This window comes from Paraburkholderia sp. BCC1876 (genome assembly GCF_902833695.1).
Taxonomy (GTDB): domain Bacteria; phylum Pseudomonadota; class Gammaproteobacteria; order Burkholderiales; family Burkholderiaceae; genus Paraburkholderia.
The window spans coordinates 136,240-157,769 of sequence record NZ_CADFGI010000010.1; the positions used below are offsets into that span (position 1 = coordinate 136,240).

General features: G+C 62.4%; 16 protein-coding genes. 11 read left to right on the plus strand and 5 right to left on the minus strand.

Annotated features, from left to right (window positions below):
• Positions 1 to 23: 23 nt before the first annotated feature.
• Positions 24 to 1,349: a glutamate/aspartate:proton symporter GltP gene (gene gltP / locus HWY05_RS29640; protein ID WP_176060542.1), complete on the minus strand. Its 1,326-nt coding sequence runs from the start codon at positions 1,347 to 1,349 to the stop codon at positions 24 to 26.
• A 171-nt stretch (positions 1,350 to 1,520) separates the two neighbouring features.
• On the opposite strand from gltP, the gene HWY05_RS29645 reads away from it, so the two are divergent.
• Entirely contained in the window at positions 1,521 to 2,444 is a 924-nt protein-coding gene (locus HWY05_RS29645) for a LysR family transcriptional regulator (protein WP_176060543.1), read from the plus strand.
• A 38-nt stretch (positions 2,445 to 2,482) separates the two neighbouring features.
• On the opposite strand, the gene HWY05_RS29650 is transcribed toward HWY05_RS29645, so the two are convergent.
• The 3 genes from HWY05_RS29650 to HWY05_RS29660 are packed head-to-tail and all read right to left on the minus strand — an operon-like array spanning position 2,483 to position 8,403.
• Positions 2,483 to 3,256, minus strand: a complete 774-nt coding sequence (locus tag HWY05_RS29650; RefSeq protein WP_176060544.1) for a FecR domain-containing protein — start codon at positions 3,254 to 3,256, stop codon at positions 2,483 to 2,485.
• A 10-nt stretch (positions 3,257 to 3,266) separates the two neighbouring features.
• Entirely contained in the window at positions 3,267 to 6,770 is a 3,504-nt protein-coding gene (locus tag HWY05_RS29655; RefSeq protein WP_176060545.1) for a filamentous hemagglutinin N-terminal domain-containing protein, read from the minus strand.
• A 1-nt stretch (position 6,771) separates the two neighbouring features.
• Positions 6,772 to 8,403: a ShlB/FhaC/HecB family hemolysin secretion/activation protein gene (locus HWY05_RS29660; protein WP_244146731.1), complete on the minus strand. Its 1,632-nt coding sequence runs from the start codon at positions 8,401 to 8,403 to the stop codon at positions 6,772 to 6,774.
• A gap of 344 nt (positions 8,404 to 8,747) precedes the next feature.
• Between HWY05_RS29660 and HWY05_RS29665 the strand changes: the two genes are divergently transcribed.
• The 7 genes from HWY05_RS29665 (at position 8,748) to HWY05_RS29695 (ending at position 16,784) form a co-directional block, all read left to right on the plus strand.
• A complete protein-coding gene (locus tag HWY05_RS29665) occupies positions 8,748 to 9,185 on the plus strand; it encodes a MarR family transcriptional regulator (protein WP_035560073.1) in 438 nt (145 codons plus the stop codon).
• Between the two features lie 38 nt (positions 9,186 to 9,223).
• Positions 9,224 to 10,726 (plus strand): efflux transporter outer membrane subunit, encoded by a 1,503-nt coding sequence (locus HWY05_RS29670; protein WP_176060546.1) that lies wholly within the window; start codon positions 9,224 to 9,226, stop codon positions 10,724 to 10,726.
• A 19-nt stretch (positions 10,727 to 10,745) separates the two neighbouring features.
• Positions 10,746 to 12,002: an HlyD family efflux transporter periplasmic adaptor subunit gene (locus HWY05_RS29675; RefSeq protein ID WP_176060547.1), complete on the plus strand. Its 1,257-nt coding sequence runs from the start codon at positions 10,746 to 10,748 to the stop codon at positions 12,000 to 12,002.
• Positions 12,003 to 12,092: 90 nt separating this feature from the next.
• Positions 12,093 to 13,655, plus strand: a complete 1,563-nt coding sequence (locus HWY05_RS29680; protein WP_176060548.1) for a DHA2 family efflux MFS transporter permease subunit — start codon at positions 12,093 to 12,095, stop codon at positions 13,653 to 13,655.
• 105 nt (positions 13,656 to 13,760) lie between these two features.
• Positions 13,761 to 14,288, plus strand: a complete 528-nt coding sequence (mug, locus tag HWY05_RS29685) for a G/U mismatch-specific DNA glycosylase (RefSeq protein ID WP_035560065.1) — start codon at positions 13,761 to 13,763, stop codon at positions 14,286 to 14,288.
• A gap of 153 nt (positions 14,289 to 14,441) precedes the next feature.
• Complete coding sequence (locus tag HWY05_RS29690) at positions 14,442 to 15,929, plus strand: SulP family inorganic anion transporter (RefSeq protein WP_035560062.1); 1,488 nt, start codon at positions 14,442 to 14,444, stop codon at positions 15,927 to 15,929.
• 99 nt (positions 15,930 to 16,028) lie between these two features.
• Positions 16,029 to 16,784: a glucose 1-dehydrogenase gene (locus tag HWY05_RS29695; protein ID WP_176060641.1), complete on the plus strand. Its 756-nt coding sequence runs from the start codon at positions 16,029 to 16,031 to the stop codon at positions 16,782 to 16,784.
• Positions 16,785 to 16,791: 7 nt separating this feature from the next.
• On the opposite strand, the gene HWY05_RS29700 is transcribed toward HWY05_RS29695, so the two are convergent.
• Positions 16,792 to 17,664, minus strand: a complete 873-nt coding sequence (locus HWY05_RS29700; protein ID WP_035560059.1) for a LysR family transcriptional regulator — start codon at positions 17,662 to 17,664, stop codon at positions 16,792 to 16,794.
• Between the two features lie 193 nt (positions 17,665 to 17,857).
• Here HWY05_RS29700 and HWY05_RS29705 point away from each other — a divergent pair, with 193 nt between their 5' ends.
• The 3 genes from HWY05_RS29705 to HWY05_RS29715 all read left to right on the plus strand — a co-directional run bounded on the left by HWY05_RS29705 (position 17,858) and on the right by HWY05_RS29715 (position 21,510).
• Positions 17,858 to 18,823 carry a sugar ABC transporter substrate-binding protein gene (locus HWY05_RS29705; protein ID WP_035560056.1) on the plus strand — a complete coding sequence of 322 codons (966 nt, stop codon included), beginning with the start codon at positions 17,858 to 17,860 and terminating at the stop codon, positions 18,821 to 18,823.
• A 69-nt stretch (positions 18,824 to 18,892) separates the two neighbouring features.
• Positions 18,893 to 20,506 carry a sugar ABC transporter ATP-binding protein gene (locus tag HWY05_RS29710; RefSeq protein WP_176060549.1) on the plus strand — a complete coding sequence of 538 codons (1,614 nt, stop codon included), beginning with the start codon at positions 18,893 to 18,895 and terminating at the stop codon, positions 20,504 to 20,506.
• Between the two features lie 2 nt (positions 20,507 to 20,508).
• On the plus strand, positions 20,509 to 21,510 hold the full coding sequence (locus HWY05_RS29715) for an ABC transporter permease (protein WP_176060550.1): 1,002 nt from the start codon (positions 20,509 to 20,511) through the stop codon (positions 21,508 to 21,510).
• The last annotated feature ends 20 nt before the right edge of the window (positions 21,511 to 21,530 follow it).

Here is a 21,530-nt window from a genome sequence, read left to right on the forward strand (position 1 = left end):
GCTCCTTGCATGTTGTTCGATACTCAAGCATCCAGCGACGCTAAATAGGCTTTGCCTTTCTCCGCGTCGTACTGTCCTTCCCACCGGGCGATGACGAGTGGCGCGAGTGCATTGCCGACCACGTTCAACGCAGTACGTCCCATGTCCATGATGCGATCCACACCGGCAATGAACGCGAGTCCTTCAAGGGGGAGCCCGGCGCTGGCGAGCGTTGTCAGGAGGATGACGAACATGAAGCCAGGGACACCCGCCGCACCCTTCGAAGTGACGACCATCGTCAAAACCAGTACGAATTGCTCCTGCAAACCCAGGTGCACACCGTAGAGTTGAGCGACGAACAGCGTACCGATACCCAGATAGATGGATGCGCCGTCGAGATTGAACGTGTATCCCGTCGGGACCACGAAAGTAGTAATGCTTTTGGGTACGCCGAAGTCTTCCATTTTCTGCATCAACTGCGGCAGTACGGTCGCCGAACTGCAAGTCGAGAACGCGATAATCAACTCGTCTTTGATAACCTTGAGCAGCGTGAAGAGGTTGAAGCCGAAAATACGCGCCGTGACGCCCAGCACGAAGACCACGAACAGGATGATCGCGAGATAGGTCACTGCGACCAGCTTGATTAGCGGCAGCAGCGAGCCGAAGCCGAAGCTCGCAACTGTCACCGCAATCAGCGCACACACGCCGATCGGCGCATAACGCATCACCATGGCGGTGACCTTGAACATCGTGTCGCCGATGCCTTTAAACGTGGCGAGTACGGGTCTTCTATATTCCTCCGGCACCGACTGCAAACCAAGTCCAAACAGAACGGAGAAGAAGATCACGGGCAGCAGGTCCCCGCGTCCCATCGACGTAATGATGTTGTCGGGAATGATGTTGAGCAGCAGCGCCATGAAGCCGTGATGTCCCTGCGTTTGCTGCGATGTCTGCTGAAATCGTGCGATGTCGGTATGACCGAGCTGCGACATATCGGTGCCGACGCCGGGCTGCAAAACATTGCCGAGCACAAGGCCGAGCACGATGGCGATCGTCGTGATGACCTCGAAATAGATCAAGGTCTTGAGACCGATTCGCCCGAGCGAACGACCGTCGCCCACGCCGGCGATTCCGACGACCATGCTCGTGAACACGATCGGCACGACGACCATTTTGATAAGACGAATAAAGATGTCTCCGGCCGGCTGCAAAAGACCCGTGACGATGGACTCGCGTTGCTGCGGAAAGTGATTCAACACCATCCCCACGACTATGCCGACGATGAGCCCAATCAGAATCTGCCAGGCAAGCCCAACACGCGGCTTGCGTGCCGTGTGCTCGGCGGGAGCTGTTTCAATAAGGGAATCCATGCGTCCTCCAGAAGCGAACCGACGATGTAGACGGCGCGCCTTCTAGCGAGCGCGGCCTCGATCGAGCGCGGTTGGAAGCTCGATGACCACACCTTAAGTAGTCAAAAGAAGCAAAAAAAGCGATTTTTTTCTATGAGAAACTATCGCTTAAATTCATGGTTCGAGCACGACATGCTGACTTTCAAACAGATGGAAGCGCTTTACTGGATCGTTCAACTCGGTTCGTTCGAAGCCGCCGCGGTCCGTCTTAACACGACGCAATCTGCCGTCTCCAAACGCGTTCAGGAACTTGAACGTGCGTTTGGTCTGGCGATCTTCGACCGCACGTATCGCTCTGCACGTCTTACGGAGAAAGGCTCGGAGTTGCTCGACTACGCGAAGGAGTTTCTGGAGCGTCGCGACCAGGTCGTCGATCGTATGAGTTCGAAAGAATCGCTGGTGCGGCAGATTCGCATTGGTGTAACGGAACTCACGGCGCTCACCTGGCTTCCGCGTCTGATCGCGGCGATTCAGCGGGAGTATCCGAAGGTCCAGGTCGAAGCTGAGGTCGACCTGAACGCAACCTTGCGCGAGCGGCTCGGCGCGGCCACGGTCGACGTGATCATCGTGCCGCAAACGAATGAGGTCGAGCAGTACGCGACTACGCCCGTCGGTCAGGTCGACAACGCGTGGATGTGCGCGGCGAGCCTGGCGCCGAAGAGGAGCGCCATACCGCTCTCGGAGATTGGAAAATTCCCGCTGATCCTGCAAGGCGGATTGTCCGGCACGGGCTACGTCTATAGCCGCTTCCTGCAAGAGCAGGGCGTCGCGTTGCAGAGGGTGTTGGCGAGCAATAGCCTGGTCGCACAGATTGGCCTGACGCTTTCCGGGCTCGGCGTCAGCTATCTGCCCAAGGCGTGCCTGTCGCGCATGCTGGAACGACGCGCACTCGTGGAGGTGCGCACGCGGCCCGCGCTGCCACCCATCAAGTACATCGCGATGCATCGGGGCGACCAGCTACAGTCGCTAAGTTCGGCCGTGGCGAGATTGGCCGCGCAAACGTGCGATTTCAATTCCAACCTTTTCGATCAGGCGGAACATGGGGTGTCAAGCTAGTTGGCGCGAGGGTTCGCTGTCTTTTGCGGGGGTAAGCCTCACTGCACCACACAATCCACACCGCCCGCCGCAGTACCCGTCGCGCCACCCGCCGCCGCCGGCGCGTTCTTGCTGATCGACAGCGGCATCGTGACCGGTACGCCTTGCGACGGCGGCAGCACGATCGGCGGAGTCGTCGAGCTCGCTACATAGCCGAACTGCCCGACCTGAAAGACCTGCTGGCCGCCTGAATTGGCGACCATCACGGCGCCTTGCGACACGTCGACATAAAGACCATTCTGCGGCGTAGCCCCGTTCGGTGTCGGTACGCTGCCGCAATTGCTTTGACAAAAGAGCGCACCGAAGTTGGTGCCGCGTACAGCGATAGTGCCCGTCGGCGTGTCGAAGCTCACCGCATCATGGTTGCGTTTTCCGATCAGCCCGGTGACCGAGCGCAGGCCGCCGCTAATCAGTTGGATCGCAACATGGTCGCTCTCCGGGTGATCCACGTCGTACACGTAACTTTTGACGACCACCTGCGAAGACGGCCGCAAGACCATCTCGCCGTTATCGACAAACTTGACCCGGGTGTACGTGTTCGCCTCGGTGACCAGCGTGTCGCCCTGCGCGATCGACGACTTGATCGCGAGCACCGCGGTGCTGCCGTCGGCGTGTTTCACCGTCAGCACGCCGGACAGGTGGGTCACTGTACCCACGGCCTGCGCATAGGCGACGCTGCCGCAACTCAGCGTGGCCAGCATAAACAGGCATTGCCTCGAGAGCCGGAATATCGTACGGCCATGCCAATGGATTTGCTTGATGGTCTGTTTCATGGCCGGGATGTCAGTTGCAATACATTTTGGTGGCGGCTTTGCTGGTGCTTTGGCTCGAACCTGTCGTCGTGTCGGAGCCGCCGAACGTGCCCGGGTCGCCACCGACCGTCATGGTTTCGGAGGTGGACGTACTGCTGACGTTAGTCGCCTGTGTGGTCGGTACGACCGTCGCGCCGACGGACTGTGTCGACGTCACAGCTTGAACGACGGCATTCGATGTTGGCGTGACCGCTTGCGTAACTGCGGATGCCGCCGTTTGCGACGACGTAGATGTTGGGGGCGTGGCCGGTGACGCGGGGTTCACGGGCGCGACAGGCGTCACGACAGGGGGCGTCACAACCGGCGGCGTTACAACGGGCGGAGTCACAGCCGCCACCGGCACGACCGTGCCACTGGCGTCCGAGATACTAACGCCAGGCGCATACGTCACGCGGCCATTGACCACCGTGAATGTCGCCAACCCAGGCACCGAGGTCGCAACGTTCGCATTGACCGCGATGTTGTTGCCGGCGGACGAACTGATGTTCATTCCCGCGGAGGTGAGCACGCCGTCGAGCGTGAGATTGTCGGTCGGCGCATTGGTGTTGGCGACGGACAGAACGATGCCGCCGGTCGCATTGACACCGCCTACGCCGACGATCATCGCCCCCGTGTTGTTGACGCTGACATTGCCCCCGGCATTCGTGACGCGGCTGACGTTCACCGCGCTGGCGTCCGACGTGTTGAGGTTATCGACGATCGCGATATCGCCGGCACCGGTATTGCTGGCGGAAATACCGGCGATCTGATTGCCTGCAAGCGTCAGCGTCGTGCCGTTGGCGGACGACGTGCTCAACTGTTGCGTGACGTGCAGCGGCGAGGTTTGTTGCGCTACCACGCCGCTTGCTGCGTTCAATGTCAGGTTGCGCGCGGTGATGTCGCCGACCACCAGGTCGCCGGTACTCTGCGTCACCGACATATCGCCGTTGGTCGAGATCGAGCCGCCGTTTTGCGAAAAGCTGCCGCTCACATTGAGTTGTGAACCGCTGCCGCTGCCGACGATGCTCCCGCCGTTGGTCAGCGACAGCGCACCCAGATTCACGACGCCGGTATAACCGAGCACGCCGCCGCCGGCAGCCACGCTGCCATTGCCGCTGATGTCGGTCACGTTCAGCGTGCCGCCTGACAGGTACAGATTCGAGCCGGCGTTGAACGTGATGCTATTGACGGTATCGACACCGTCGTAGGCGCCATGCGCCAGCCGTCCGCCTGCAGCCACGATGACGTTGTCAATGGCGGTCGGGAAGTAACCGGTGGACCAGAAAAAGGTGTTGCCCCACAGACTCTCGGCGGTGCCCGTATAAGTAATGGTCTCCGATCCCGCCATCGCCAGCGACAAACCCGGACCAGCGCTGTCGTAAACCGGCTTGATCATTTCCAGCGCGCCGCTGCTGTCGATCACGTTACCGAGGACATGACGAAATACACCGGGCGCGGTACTGCTGACAGGACCTGAAATAACGGCAAAGGTCGTCCCCAAGGTCGGGACATAGCCACCCAGCAGATTGGTTTGCAGCGTCCCGCCCAGCGAGAGGGACGTCGCGGAATAGACGAGCGTGTCGTAGCTGCTGGCGCTGGCGACGTCGATCAGCAGCGTGCCGCTCGAACTCTGACTGTAGCCGCCGGTGATCGACAGCGAACCGATCGTGCCGTCGCCGCCGGGCGAGACCGTGCCGTTGTTGAGCAGGACGCCTGTGCCGGACGCCACCGAAATCGTGCCGTTGCCGGAGAGTTGTCCGCCGGTGTCGTTGGTGAACGTGCCGAAACCCAGGGTGGCGCTGCTCAGCGCGAGATTGCCGGTATTGATGAGCGTCTCGCCGTTCAGGGCACTGCCCGAGGTGATCGACAGACTGCCCTGATTGTTGACGTTACCGATCGATCCCGTCACGTTGGCGAACGTGGCCGTTCCGGTGTTGACGAACGAACCGGCGCTCAGGGACGCATTATTCAGCGATAACGTACCGCCGCTGCCCAGCACCAGATTGCCGTTGCCGACATTGCCGCTGCCGTCGCTGACGGTCAGCGCCCCGCCGTTGAGGCCCAGCGTGGCATTGCCGATCGTCACGGTGTGGGTGCCGCTTTCCAGGCCGTTGACGTTGGTGTTGAGATTCAGCCCGAGCGTGTTCGACGTGCTGGTGATATTGGCGTTGATGTTGATGTTGCCGTCGGCGTTCAACGTCAGGGACGCCGCGGAGCCGCTGGTTTTGTTGATGGCGGCGCTCACCGTGATGTCGCCGCCGACCGCTGTGCCGTCGGAGCCGGTGGCGAGGACGACGTTGACGCCGCTGTTGAGCACGCTCGCCACCGTGCTCGCCTGGATGGTCGAGCCCGAACCCGCAGAGGTGATCACGTTATCCGAGGTGCTCACATTGTTGTCGCTCCCCGCCACCACATCGAGGGAAAACGGATCGATGTACCACTTGCCGCCCGTGCCGACCGTCGGTAGCTTCACGACGTCGAGCGACTGCTTGCCCGATGTCTCGACGTAGCCACCTTGTCCCGCATGGCCGATCGCGGAGATCATGCCATCGAGATACGCAATCTTGTCCGAATACAACGTGACGTTGCCGCCCTGGGCCGCGCTGTCGGCAGTAATGCTGGAGCTTGCCGTCGTGGTCAGGTTTTGCGAGGCGCGCAGGAAGATCCGGCCACCCTGACTCACCACGCTGCTGGCGTTGAGGGTGCCGCTATTGTTGATCAGGCCGGCAGCCGCGCCGATCGTCCCCGCTTCCGCCGCGATGTTGCCGAGGTTCGTCACGTTGCCGCTGGTGCCGGTCACGTTGACCGTCACACCCGGCGTACCAGTGTCGACCAGTTGCACGGTCTGTCCGGCGGCCAGCAGCACCTCGCCGTTCGGGCTGGTGATCGTGCCGCTGTTCTTGACGTCGGCGCCGATCAGATAGGCGCTGCCTCCGCTGGCCGTCTTGATGACGCCTTGATTCTCGACACTGCCCGCCACGCTGCCGGCATTGAATGTCAGCCGTCCCGCCAGAAAATTGCTATCGCTGATGTTGAGCGTGCTGGCAATGAACCGGGATACGTCGACCACGCCGGACGGGCCGACCAGGATGCCGTTCTGATTGATCAGCGCGACCGTGCCGTTGGACCGGAGCAGGCCGTAGATCTGCGAAGGATCCGAACCGGTCACTCTCGCGAGGAAAGATGAAGTCGCCCCCGGCTGGTTGATGTTGACCACCGCGTTGGCGCCGATGCTGAACGTACCGAAGCTCGCAATCGCCGACCCGCTGCTCTGGTTGATGTTGAGCGTGTTGCCCGCTTGCGTGATCGTGGCGGTGCCGTAGGTTACGGTGCCGCCGGTCGGCAGCGCGTTGGCTGCGGGCGCCGCCGCCATCGACCGGATATTCCACGTCACGAGTATGGCCGCCAGCGCTAGCGCTGTCAGCGAGGGCGTGCGCGAAGCGAGTCGCGATGAGGCGTCGGCGGCCGGCCTGTTCGATTGAGTTCGACTTGTCATATCAGAAGCCCAGGCTCGCGCTGACATCGGCATGGATGTCGCCGCGCTTCTCGGTGAGTGAATGGCCGGCCGCGTCGACTCGCGCAATGTCCAGCCGGAGGCTGACGTTGCGGCCCAGGATGTAGCGCGCGCCGACCCCCATGCTCGACACGTTCAGGTTGGCCGGAATCCCGCTGCTGCCGACATGGCTGTTATGACCATGCCCGTAGTCGACGAAAGCCAGCAGGCGCAGATTGCCGGCGCTGACGAGTTGCGGCGTGTAAAACTCGGCATTGAAGAACACGCCGCTGTCGGCGGTCACCGCGCGCTCGGTGAAGCCGCGCACGGCGTACATGCCGACCAGACCGAACTGCTCCGACGACACCAATGGATTTCTGGTGGCCTGCGCGGAGCTGGCCAGACGCCATTGCCAGTCGTTGGCGAAGCTCCGGGTGATCGACGCGTCGCCGTGCAGGATCATGAAGCCGTCGACGGTATCGCGGCTGCCCGGCGTCAGGTACGAATAGCGATCGGTGCGGCCGTCGGTGTTGGTGTATTGCGAGCCGGTCGCCAGATTGCGCGAGATGCCGAGGTCGTAATCGATGCTTTGCCCAATGCTGCGAGTCTGACCGACATACGTCAGGCTGAGCGGCACCGTGGTGTAGGGCACGCACGACGCGACCGGCGGTGTCGGTCCCGCGGTGCTGATCTCGACCCCGTTGACGTTGCAGGTCGAATCGATTTTCTTGTAGTCGAGACCGACTACCAGCTTGCTGGTGGTCTCGCCACGGCGGGCGAAGAAGTGGTTCCAGCGGAAACCGTAGATGTCGCCTTTGCCGGTGAAGCCAAGCAGCCCGCCGAGCGTCGGCGACGAGCTCGGCGTGTTGATGCTGGACTTGCCGTAGAGAAATTCAAGGCTGTCACCGAGGCGGTACAGTGGAATCCGATAGCCCACGGAGTAGACGTTGACGCGCACGCCGCTCGGGCTATCGGGCGATGTCGTATACGCCAGCGTGCCGACCTGATCGAGACCGAACAGATTGGCGTCCTGAATGGCCACGCCGGTGCGCCAGCGGCCGGTGGAGGCCGCGCCGGAATTGTCGACCGTCGCGAATACGTGCAGCGGATTCTCGTCGGCCACTTTGACTTCGGCGTCGACCGTGCCGGGTTCGTTGCCGCTGCTCAGCGTCACGCCGACCTGCTTGGCCGGATTGTCGTTGCTCAGTTGCACGGCCTCGGAGATGGCGCGCAGGTTCGGCGACTGGCCGCTGCGCAGTGGCGGCAACCCGGCGAGGACATTCTTGTCGCTGAAATGCCGGTTGCCGGTCACGGTGATCTTGCCGATACGGTTTTCAGTCACCTGGATTCTGACGATGCCGCTGGTCAGCTCCTGCTCGGGCACGCTGACCTGCACGGCCGTATAGCCCGCTTTGCGGTAGGCATTTTCCAGCGCTTCGAGCGCGTGCTGAATGTCGCCGTAGACGCGGTGCGGCCCGCTCATCGGTTGCAACAGGTGCTGCACCTCGTCGGCCGGCAGCAGGCTGTTCCCCTCCACCTCGAAACGCGCGATAGTGAAGCCGTCGTCGGCCATGACAGTGGCGGCTGCAGCCATCAATGCCATTCCCGACAGGCATTGCATCAAGCGTCGCTTCATGACTCTTTATGTCCGTTTTTTCCGGACGATAAGCAGGCGCCCGTCGTTGCACGGCAACCATCGTCTCGATCTGTTATAGGGTCCCCCCTGGCCGGCAGGTTCGCTCACTACCGGCTCGGCTACGCGTTGCTGTCGCAACGTCCTAACGCCCCTTCGCTCCAGTTATCGGCAATGCATAACGGGTACTTGATAGCGGCTGATCAAATAATGTGCATTTGGCCGGGTAGCTGTCGCGGATGGCGGGTTGGAATAAAGTCAGAAATCTCGCTTGACAATATCTGACATAACAGATAACGTTCGGTCAATCACTGCGATTCCGCAGTACCCATAGAGGAATCCGCACCATGGGCCACTACTCGAAAGACAGCTTTTCACCAGACCAAAGCGTCGGCTTCGCGATCAACAAGGCGCGCAACATCCTGATCGCCGAAATGGACGCGGCGTTGAAAGACCTCGACATCAACAGCCAGCAAATGGGTGTTCTGCTTGCCATGCATCGCGGCATGGCCACCACGCCGTTCGAGCTCGCCAAACTGCTGGCCATCGACACCGGCCTGATGACGCGCATGCTCGACAAGCTCGAAAGCAAAGGGCTGCTGGCGCGCTCGCGCAGCGTCGAGGATCGTCGGGTGGTCAATCTGAGCCTCACGGACGAAGGCGAGGAAGTGGCGAACCGCATTCCCGAGGTCGCGCCCGTCGTGCTCAACAATCGCCTGAAGCACTTTACGAAAGCCGAGTTCAAGGAACTGCAGCGCCTGCTGTTCAAGTTCGTGGCGGACTGAGCCTCTTTTTTTTGCCCAATTATCTGACAGGTCAGAAAATGTACATGCAATTAAATAGGAAGAACGTGATGTCGGCGGCGAAGCTCGGCCTGACGGCGATCTTTGCGGCGGTGCTGTCGGCGTGTGCGAATTACGCCGGCATTCACAGTGACAAGCAGATGGCCCAGCCGCAAAGTTTTGCGACGCAGCAAAGCCTGCCAGCCGAAGCCGGCCACTGGCCCGCCGTCGATTGGGCCGACCAGTTCGGCGACGCGCAATTGAAGGCGTTGCTCGCTGAAGCGCTGAAGGGCAGTCCGACGCTCGACCAGGCGCGCGCCCGGATCGCCGCCGCCTCGGCCTACACGGAAACGGCGAAGGCGAACACGCTGCCGCAGGTCGGCGCGAGCTACTCGTACACGCGTCAGCAGTATTCGTCGACGGCACTGGTTCCGCCGCCGTACGCCGGGTCGTGGCAGTCGGAGAACCAGGGGCTGCTGAGCGCTTCGTACGATCTCGATCTATGGGGCAAGAATCGCGAAGCGCTGAAGGCGTCGATGTCGCAACTGCAGGCGAGCGAGGCCGACGGCGAAGTCGTCAGGCTCACGCTCGATGCGTCGATTGCCCGTTCATACAACCAGTTGGCGCGTCTTTATGTGCTGCGCGACATCGCGGCGGATGAAATCGGCCAGCGCGAACAGATCGACCGCATCACCGCCGGACGCATCGCGACGGGTCTCGATACCGAGGTCGAGCGCAAGACCGCGCAGGCGAATCTGGCGACGAGCCGCGCGGCGTTGTCCTCGATCGACGGCAGCATCGTCACGACGCGCTATCAACTGGCGGCGCTGCTTGGCGCGGGTCCGGATCGTGGCCTCGCGATCGCGCGTCCTACGCTCGGCATCGGCGATGTCGTGCAACTGCCGGACAACTTGCCGGCCGATCTCGTGAGCCGTCGTCCTGACCTGACGGCCGCGCGTTGGCGCGTCGATGCGATCACGCACGAAGTCAAAGTTGCGAAGGCCGAGTTTTATCCGGACATCAACCTGAGCGTTGCGACGGGTCTGGACGCGTTCGGCTTCGGCCGTTTGTTGACGGCGGCAAGCCGCACGGAGTCGGCGGGCGCCGCGATCCATCTGCCGATTTTCGATGGCGGCGCGTTACGTGCGCAGTTGAAGGGCCGCTACGCCGACTTCGACTATGCCGTCGCCACCTACAACCAGACGCTGGTCACGGCGCTCTCCGAGGTCGCCACGCAACTCGCGCAGGTCCGCTCGACCGACGCGCAACTCGTCGACGCCCAAGCCGCGCAAGACGCCGCGCGCGGCGCCGACCGGCTCGCGATCACGCAATACAAGGCCGGTCTCACGAATCAACTGACGGTGCTCAGCGCGGACGTGAACGCGCTTGCCGCCGATCAGGCCGTCGCCAATCTGAAGATGAACCGCCGCGATCAGCAGATCGCGCTAGCCGTGGCACTGGGCGGCGGCTACACCGACACGAGCGAGAGCAGCGGGAACGGCACGACATCCGTTGCACAAACCAACCCCGTCGCTACCCAATAAGGCGCACAGGAGAACCATCATGAGCGAAATCACCACCGACCGGACGACGGCGGAAGCCACCCAAACCGGTAAGCGCGCCGGCGACGACACGCAAAACCCCGGCAAACGTAAGTTGCTGCTCACGCTGCTCGGCGCGGCGATCGTGATCTCGGCGGCGGGCTACGGCGCGTACTGGTACACGTCGGCGCGCTTCTATCAATCCACCGACGACGCCTACGTCAGCGGCAACCTCGTGCAACTGACGCCGCAAGTGAGCGGCACCGTCATCGCAGTCAACGCCGACGACACGCAGGTCGTGAAGCAGGGCGACCCGGTCGTCATGCTCGACAACGCCGACGCCAAAGTCGCGCTCTCGAACGCCGAAGCCACGCTCGGCCAGACGGTGCGCCAGGTGAGCGGCCTCTACGTGAACAACGATTTCTACGCGGCGACGGTAGCGCAGCGCGAGGCCGACCTGTCACGCGCCAACGACGACCTCAAGCGCCGTCAGGCCGTCGCCGACACCGGCGCGGTGTCGGGTGAAGACATCGCCCATGCCCGTGAAACGGTGAACGCCGCGCAGGCCGCGCTCGACGCCGCGCGCCAGCAGGCCGAAGCCAACCACGCGCTTACCGACCGCACCACGATCGAACAGCATCCGAATGTGCAGGCCGCGGCGTCGAAGGTGCGCGACGCTTACCTGAACTACGCGCGCAATACCTTGCCGGCCCCCGTCACCGGTTACGTCGCGCGCCGCTCGGTGCAGGTCGGCCAGCGCGTGGGACCCGGCACGCCGCTGATGGCGATCGTGCCGCTGAACGGCGTCTGGGTCGACGCCAATTTCAAGGAAGTGCAACTGAAGCACATGCGCATTGGTCAGCCGGTCGAACTGACGGCGGACGCGTACGGCTCGAAGGTCAAATACCACGGTCGGGTAGTGGGCTTTTCGGCCGGCACGGGCGCGGCATTCGCCGTGCTGCCCGCGCAGAACGCCACCGGCAACTGGATCAAGGTCGTGCAACGTCTGCCGGCGCGCATCCAGTTGGACCAGGCCGAACTGAACGCGCATCCGTTGCGGATCGGCCTCTCCATGGACGTGGAAGTCGACACGCACGACGAAACCGGCACGCAGCTCGCCGCTGCCGTCAACACGTCGTATCGCACGGATGTTTTCGCCCAGTACGGCGCGCAGGCCGACGCGGAGATCGCCAGCATCATCGCGCAGAACATGCCGGTAAACCGCACGGTGGCGGCCACAACCACCGCGCGCGGCAAGACGAAACGCAGCGCCGGTTGAGTTCATCACGTCTATTTTTTTATCCAGATATCTGACAAGTCAGACGATGGATAAACAGCAAAACACCCAGAAGCCTGTCAAGGTGATCCAATGAATGCTTCGACGAATTCCGCACCGCTTCCGCCGCTCACGGGCGGCAAGCTGGTTCTTGCAACCCTCGCCGTGGCGCTGGCCACTTTCATGAACGTGCTGGACTCGTCGATCGCGAACGTGGCGGTGCCCACGATCGCCGGCAACATGGGCGTCTCCGTGGATGAGGGCACGTGGGTCATCACGTTGTTTGCCGCGGCGAATGCGATCGCGATTCCGTTGACGGGCTGGCTCACGCAGCGGGTCGGCCAGATCAGGCTGTTCGTGTGGGCGATTCTGCTGTTCGTGCTGTCTTCATGGCTGTGCGGCATCGCGCCGAATCTGCCGACGCTGCTCGCCGCGCGGATCGTGCAGGGCGCGGTGGCCGGTCCGCTGATTCCGCTGTCGCAAGCCATTCTGCTTGGCTCGTATCCGAAGGAACGAAGCTCGACCGCGTTGGCGTTGTGGGCGATGACCGCAACCGTCGGTCCGATTGCCGGCCCGGCGCTCGGCGGCTGGATCACCGACAGCTACTCCTGGTCGTGGATTTTTTACATCAACATTCCGGTCGGTATCTTCGCGGCCGGCGTGACGTGGTTCATCTACCGCACCCGTGAAACGCCGACGAAGCGTCTGCCGATCGACAAGGTCGGTCTGCTGTCGCTCATCGGCTGGGTCGGTTCGTTGCAGATCATGCTCGACAAAGGCAAGGATCTCGACTGGTTCAATTCGCCGGTCATCATCGCGCTGACGGTATTCGCGGTGATCAGCTTCGCGTTCTTCCTCATCTGGGAGTTCACCGAAAAGAATCCGATCATCGACGTCCGCCTGTTCGCGGGGCGCAATTTTCTCGGCGGCACCGTGGCGATTTCCATTGCCTATGCGGTGTTTTTCTCGAACCTCGTGATCCTGCCGCAGTGGATGCAAGGCTTCCTCGACTATCGCTCGGTGGATGCGGGGCTGGCCACCGCGCCGCTCGGCATCTTCGCGGTGCTTCTCGCGCCGGTGATGGCGAAGATCATGCCGAAGTCCGACGCCCGCGTGCTGGCCACGCTTGCATTTGTCGGCTTTGCCGCGGTGTTCTTCATGCGCTCGCACTACACGACCGGTGTGGATACGTGGACGCTCGTTTTGCCCACGTTATTGCAGGGGATTCCCACCGCGCTGTTCTTCGTGCCGCTCACCGCGATCATTCTGTCGGGTCTCGCACCGAACAAGATACCGGCTGCGGCTGGCCTGTCGAACTTCGTGCGGGTGTTTGCCGGCGCGGTGGGGACGTCGCTCGTGAGCACGGGCTGGAACAACCGGACGATCCTGCATCATTCGCAACTCGCCGAGCAAACCAGCGTGAATAACCCGGTGTTCACTCAGGGGCTCGAAGCGTTGCAGACCACGCTGGGGGGCAGTTCGGCTCAGGCGATGGCGTACTTCGAACACGCGTTGAACGCACAGGCCGCGATGCTCGGATTGAACGATATCTTCTGGCTCTCCGGCGTGATTTTCATTGCGATCGTGCCGTTGATCTGGGTGACCAAACCGTCGAAGGATGCCTCAGCGGCGGCGGCCGGTGCGGGCGGGCATTGATTGCGAGCGGGGACTATTGAGGTAAGCTCGGTGGTCGCCCGTTAGCCTATTCGAACGGCATGCATCCCGCCTTGGCGTTCTATTAACCCCCAATACCGACACGCAATGGGACCTGCTGACCTGGACTCGCCCTTATCGCTACCCGATCTGCTCGAACCGGCCTTGTCGCTCGTATTCTGCGGAATCAACCCGGGCATGCGTGCGGCTTCGACGGGGCATCACTTCGAGGGCAGAAACAACCGGTTCTGGCGCGTGCTGCATCTGGCGGGCTTCACGCCCGAACAGATTCGCCCCGAAGACGACCACACGCTGCTTAGCCATGGATACGGCCTCACGACCGTGGTCCCGCGACCGACCGCACGGGCGGCCGAACTGACGCGCTCGGAGATGCAACTTGCCGGTGAGGCCTTTCAACGGAAGATCGAACACTACGCACCAAGGTATGTCGCTTTCCTTGGAAAGATGGCGTTCTCGGCAATCTCCGGCGCACCGAATATCGAATGGGGACTGCAAGCCAAACCATTCGGCGGCGCATACGCATGGGTCTTGCCCAATCCAAGCGGACTGAACCGGGGTTTCAGCCTCGATGCGCTGGTGGCCGCCTATCGCGAAGCGCGCGTTGCGGTGGGCTAGTCGTCGAATGTTGTAAACTCAGCGTCCGCATAAATTTGCTGAGGCGCTCACGCACGGTTTTTCGGATCGTGCGTTCGCGTTTTGAGTCGATGCCCCCGCAACGATCGGCCATGCTTCGCCGCGCCCCGCATTTTCTGGCTTCGATTCCCACAGATGAAGATTGAATCTTTCCACGATCAGTGGTTCTCCCATATCAGGCAGAACGTACTGGCCGGCCTGACGTCCTCGTTCGCACTGGTTCCCGAGTGCATTGCGTTTGCACTGGTCGCTCAGGTCAACCCGCTAATGGGCCTTTACGGGGCCTTCATTATTTGCGCGTTGACGGCGATTTTCGGCGGCCGGCCCGGCATGATCTCCGGCGCGGCCGGGTCGATGGCCGTGGTGATCGTCGCGCTGGTCGTGCAGCACGGTGTGCAGTATTTGCTCGCCACGGTGGTGCTCGGTGGCCTGCTGATGGTGCTGTTCGGCGTGCTACGGCTCGGCAAACTGATTCGCATGGTGCCTCACCCGGTCATGCTCGGCTTCGTCAATGGGCTGGCGATCATCATTGCGATGGCTCAACTGGAGCATTTCAAGGCGGCGACGCCGTCCGGCGTGCAGTGGCTGCACGGCACGCCGCTGGCCGTGATGTGCGCGCTGGTCGTGCTGACGATGCTGATCGTCTATCTGCTGCCGCGCGTCACGAAGGCCGTGCCGCCCGCGCTCGTCGCTATTGTCAGCGTGGGCGTACTGAGCCAGTTGATGCACTTGCCGACGCGCAATCTCGGCGATATGGCGCACATTGCGGGCAGTCTGCCCGTGTTTCATCTGCCGGCCGTTCCATGGAACCTCGAGACGCTGCGCATCGTGTTGCCTTACGCGGTGTTGATGTCGATCGTCGGGCTGCTCGAAACATTGCTCACGTTCAATCTGACCGACGACATCACGGAAACCGTCGGGCAACCCAATCGCGAATGCGTGGCGCTCGGCGTGGCGAACATCGTGTCTGGCGTTCTCGGTGGATTAGGGGGCTGCGCGATGATCGGCCAGACCATGATTAATCTCAGTTCGGGCGGCCGGTCGCGGCTCTCGGGTGCGACGAGCGGCGTGATGATTCTGCTGTTTATCCTGTTTCTGTCGCCGTTGATCGAACGTATTCCGCTCGCCGCGCTGGTGGGCGTGATGTTCGTCGTCGCGCAGCAGACGTTCGCGTGGGGTTCGCTGCGCAGCTTGAGCAAAGTCCCTCGCAATGACGCGCTGGTCGTGGTGGCCGTCACCGTGATCACCGTTTTCACGGATCTGGCGATTGCCGTCCTGTGCGGCATCGTGATCGCCGCGCTCAACTTTGCGTGGCAACATGCGCGCGAGATCCGCACGGACGTCGATGAAACGCACAGCGGCAAGAAGACGTACAGACCGCACGGCACGTTGTTCTTTGCGTCGACGGCGAACTTCGCGGCGTTGTTCACGCCGCAGCACGATCCCTCCGACGTGACGATCGATTGCCGGCATCTCCGTGTCGCGGATCATTCCGCGATCGATGCGTTGGAGACCCTCGCTGAGCGCTACGGAAAATCCGGCAAGGCGCTCAGGTTCGACAACCTCTCCGAGCGGTGTGCCGGCCTGCTGCAACGAGCGGGCGCCGCGATCGAGCATGCGTGATATCGGCGGGCGCGATACGATGGCTACGGTCGTGTGAAGGCCGCGAGCGTCTTCACGACGTAACGTCGACAAGGAGCTGAGTTGAACGCCAATCTGAAGATGTTCGATCTGTCGGGGCGTCGCGCGCTGGTCACCGGTTCGAGTACCGGTATCGGTTTCGCGTTGGCAAAAGGGCTGGCCGGCGCGGGGGCCGAAGTGATTCTGAACGGGCGCAGCGAATCACGCCTGGCGGAAGCGGTCGGCCGGTTGCGCGACGAGGGCGCTAGCGTTCATGCGGCGAGTTTCGACGTGACCTCCGCCGATGAGGTTGAAAAGGCGATTGGCCGCATCGAAAGCGAAATAGGGGCGATCGATATTCTCGTGAACAACGCCGGCATGCAGCGTCGAGCGCCGCTTGAACAGTTTTCCCATACGCAATGGCAAGAGCTGATGAAGACCAACGTCGACAGTGTGTTTCTGGTCGGGCAGGCGGTCGCGCGGCACATGATTGCTCGCAAGCGCGGCAAGATCGTCAATATCTGCTCCGTGCAAAGCGAACTGGGCCGGCCGAACATTGCGGCTTACACGGCGAGCAAAGGCGCGGTGAAGATGCTGACCAAAGGCATGGCGATCGACTGGGGGCAACACGGTATCCAGGTCAATGGCCTGGGGCCGGGCTACTTCAAGACCGAATTGACCGAGGCGCTAGTTAAAGACGAGACCTTCAGCAACTGGCTGATTGGACGCACGCCGTCAAAGCGCTGGGGCGACGTGGAAGACCTGGTGGGGGCGGTGGTGTTTCTGTCGAGTGACGCGTCGAACTTCGTGAACGGCCATATTCTTTACGTGGACGGCGGCGTGACGGCGACGCTGTAGCCCACGCCTAGCGGAAAATCTCCGCAATCAGATTCGCCACGGTCCTGATCCGCTCGCTATCGCGCAGCGCGGGATGCAACACCATCCACACATCCTGATCGAGCGCCTTGATGTGCTTCTCCACGCAAACCAGGTCGCTGGTCGTATCGCCGGCCAGTTGCGCGAGCACACCGAGCCCCGAACCGCCCAGCACGCCATCGAACACGCCCATGCCATAGCTGCTGCGCAGCGACGGCGCCGGCGCGCCGGGCAGTGCTTTCAGCCATTGGGTGGCGGGATGATCGGGCTGCCGGTCGTCGTAGCCGACGAACGACAGCTTGTCCCACTCCTTCTTCACGATCGCCGCTTTGTGACGCAGGTAGTAGTCGCGTGAGCCGAACAGCCCAAAACGGATCCGGCCGATCCGCCGAACATAGAGATCGCCCTCTTCAGGGCATTCCGACCACAGCGCAATGTCCGCTTCGCGCCGCGCCAGGCTATAGGGGCGGCGCGAGGTCAGCACTTCGATCGCGAGTCCGGGCAGCCGGTCCTGAAACGACCCCAGCAGTTTCAGCAGGATGTAGGAAGGCCATTCAACCGCATTGATCCGCACCGTACCGTGGGCGGCCGCGCCGCCATTCACGTCCGCAGCGCGTTCGATCCGGTGGGCCAGGTCCTCCATCTGCTCCGCCCACGCCAGCACGCGGGCGCCGAACGCCGTCATGGTGCACCCTGACGGCACCCGGTCGACCAGCGGCTCGCCCAGCTTTCGTTCGAGTTCGGTGAGCCGGCGCGACAGGGTCGGCGCGCTCAGATCGCAGGCGGTGGCCGCCGCCCGCATGGTTCCTCCACGGGCGATTGCCACCAGAATCCGCAGGTCATCCCAATCGACGTGTTCCATTTTTGAAACGCAAGGTTTTGAAATTTGGCATAGCATAACCCACTTCCCGAGGATAGGATTAGTTTTGCCATGCTTGTCGGATATCACGCGGAAAGCCATGAAGGCTTTTGCAGGCGGCGGCAAGTGCGGCGTTCCTGCACATCACACGACTCAAGGGCTCGCAGTAGAGCGAATGAGCGACACGGAGACACTAATGATTCGCCATTTCCAACCGGCGCGCCGTCGCGCCATCGTAGCCAGCGCAGCTTTCCTCGCAGTGTCGATCCTGCCGATGCAGACGGCATTCGCTCAGGCCACCCACAAGCCGAAGGTCGCGCTGGTCATGAAGTCCTTGGCCAACGAATTCTTCCTGACCATGGAAACCGGCGCGAAGGATTATCAGAAGCAGAATCCCACCAAATTCGACCTCGTCACGAACGGTATCAAGGACGAGACGGACACGGCTAACCAGATTCGCATCGTCGAACAGATGATCGTCTCGAAGGTCGACGCGCTGGTGATCGCGCCGGCCGATTCGAAGGCGCTGGTGCCGGTCCTGAAGAAGGCCGTGGACGCCGGCATCATCGTCGTCAATATCGATAACAAGCTGGACACGGACGTGCTCAAGTCGAAAGACCTGAACATCCCGTTCGTCGGTCCGGATAACGCGAAGGGCGCGCAGAAAGTCGGCGACTACCTCGCGAAGCACCTGAAGTCGGGCGACAACGTCGCCATTATCGAAGGCGTGTCGACCACCACCAATGCGCAGCAACGTAGCGCCGGCTTCAAGCAGGCCATGGCAACGGGCGGCATGAAGGTCGTGTCGCTGCAATCGGGCGAGTGGGAGATCGACAAGGGCAACGCGGTGGCGAGCCAGATCCTCAACGCGAATCCGGACGTCAAGGCCCTGCTGTGCGGCAACGACAACATGGCAATCGGTGCCGTGTCCGCGGTACGCGCAGCCGGCAAGGCGGGCAAGGTGCAGGTGGTGGGTTATGACGACATCAACGCCATCAAGCCGATGCTGGCCGACGGCCGCGTGCTCGCGACCGCCAATCAGTACGCCGCGAAGCAGGCTGTGTTCGGTATCGACACCGCTTTGAAAGCGCTCGCCGAACACAAGAAGCAATCCGAGTTGTCGGGCGTCGTCGAAACGCCGGTCGATCTGGTTACCAAATAAGACTGGCATTGCGCGTGGCGGCTCCGTCGAGCGGCCACGCCGGCTGGTATCTGTCGGTTGATCAATCTGATGTCTACTCCCATCCCCTCCGTCGCCGATGCCGCGCCCGTGTTACGGGTGCATGGCGTCGGTAAGACCTATGCCGAACCCGTGCTGGCCGATGTCTCGCTCGATCTGCACGCGGGCGAAGTGCTGGCGCTGACCGGCGAAAACGGCGCGGGCAAGAGCACGCTGTCCAAAATCGTCGGCGGCCTCGTTACGCCGACTGCCGGTTCGATGTCGCTGGCGGGCGCGGCCTACGCGCCCGCCAGCCGCAAGGAGGCCGAGGCGCTTGGCGTGCGCATGGTCATGCAGGAGCTGAATCTTCTGCCGACTCTCTCGGTGGCCGAGAATCTTTTTCTGAATCGCTTGCCGCGGCGCGGCCCGTTCGGCTGGATCGACCGCGCCAAATTGCGCGAGGACGCGCGCCATGCCATGGCGCAAGTCGGGCTCGACGCAATCGACCCCGACACGCTGGTGAGTACCCTGGGCATCGGGCATCAGCAGATGGTCGAGATCGCGCGCAATCTGATCGGCGATTGCCGCGTGCTGATTCTCGACGAACCGACCGCGATGCTGACCGCCCGCGAAGTGGATCTGCTGTTCGAGCAGGTCGAGCGGCTCAAGGCGAAGGGCGTGGCGCTGGTGTATATCTCGCACCGGCTTGAAGAATTGAAGCGGATCGCGCGGCGTGCCGCCGTATTGCGCGACGGCCGGCTCGTGCATGTCGACGAGATGGCGAATCTCACGACCGATCGCCTTGTCACGCTGATGGTTGGGCGCGATATCGGCGAGCGGATCGACCTCGGCGAGCGGCGTATCGGCGAGGTGGCGTTCAAGGTCAGCGGCATGACCCGCGAACCGGCGGTGCGCGATGTGTCGTTCGAGGTCAAGGCCGGCGAAATTTTCGGCATCAGCGGATTGATCGGCGCGGGGCGCACGGAATTGCTGCGGCTCGTCTACGGCGCGGATCGCGCGGACGCCGGTACGGTGTCGATCGGGCGTCAAGGTGGCGCACCCGTGCCCGTGACGATCACGTCGCCCGCGGATGCCGTGAAGAACGGCATCGCATTGATTACGGAAGACCGCAAAGGCGAGGGGCTGTTACTGAGCCAGCCGATCGCGGCCAACATTTCGCTGGGCCATCTGCGCTCGGTGTCGAGCAAGGGCGTAGTGGACGGCCGTCGCGAGGCGGCGCTCGCCACGCGGCAGATCGACGCCATGCGTATTCGTAGCGCGGGCCCGGCGCAGCCGGTGTCGGAGTTGTCCGGCGGCAATCAGCAGAAGGTGGTGATCGGCCGCTGGCTCGCGCGCGATTGTTCGGTGCTGCTGTTCGACGAACCGACGCGCGGCATCGACGTCGGCGCAAAGTTCGACATCTATGCGTTGATGGGCGCGTTGGCGAGAGAAGGCCGCGCGCTGGTGGTGGTATCGAGCGATCTGCGCGAATTGATGTCGATTTGCGACCGGATCGGCGTGATGTCGGCCGGCCGGATGACGGGGCTGTTCGAACGCGGCGCCTGGACCCAGGACTCGCTGCTGGCCGCGGCGTTCGCAGGCTATGCGAAGCGCGACGACATGCTGCATGCGCCGATCGAACCCGACGCGAAAGCGCCCGACGAAAGAAAATTAGTGGAGTATTGAGCATGACCGCACCAACCAGCCTGCCCACGCTGCAGAGCGAACCCCCGAAGAAAGCGAAGTCGATCGGCACGCGCCTCGGCTTCTCGAACTACCTCGGACTGCTCGGCGCCCTCCTTGGCATGATCGTGCTGTTCTCGCTGCTGAGTTCGCACTTTCTGAGCTACGACACGTTCAGCACGATTGCGAACCAGATTCCCGATCTCGTCGTGATGTCGGTCGGCATGACGTTCGTGCTGATTATCGCGGGCATCGATCTGTCGGTCGGCTCCGTGCTGGCGCTCGGCGCGGCACTGACCAGCGTCGCGGCTTTGCAGTGGCATTGGCCGGCGCTGCCGTCGGCGCTGCTCGGCATGGCCGGCGCAATGCTCACCGGTTGCGTGACCGGCGCGATCACCGTGGCCTGGCGGATTCCGTCGTTCATCGTGTCGCTTGGTGTGCTCGAAGCGGCGCGCGGTGTCGCGTATCAGCTCACGAATTCGCGCACCGCTTATATCGGCGACGCCTTCGATTTTCTGTCGAACCCGATTGCGTTCGGCATTTCGCCGGCGTTCCTGATTGCGATCGCCGTGATGGTGGCCGCCCAGTTTCTGCTGACGCGTACGGTGTTTGGCCGCTACCTGGTCGGCATCGGCACCAATGAAGAAGCGGTGCGTCTCGCGGGCGTCGATCCGCGGCCCTACAAGATTGCCGTGTTCGCGATGATGGGCCTGCTGGCCGGTCTCGCCGCGCTGTTCCAGATTTCCCGGCTCGAAGCCGCGGACCCGAATGCCGGCCAAGGCATCGAGCTGCAGGTGATCGCGGCGGTGGTGATCGGCGGGACGAGTTTGATGGGCGGGCGCGGTTCGGTGACGAGCACCTTTTTCGGCGTGTTGATCATTTCGGTTCTGGCCGCGGGCCTTGCCCAGATCGGCGCGACCGAGCCGACCAAACGCATCATCACGGGGGCCGTCATCGTGGTGGCCGTCGTGCTGGATACTTATCGAAGCCGGCGTCGCGCCGCTTAATTCGACCATTCGCTGAATGG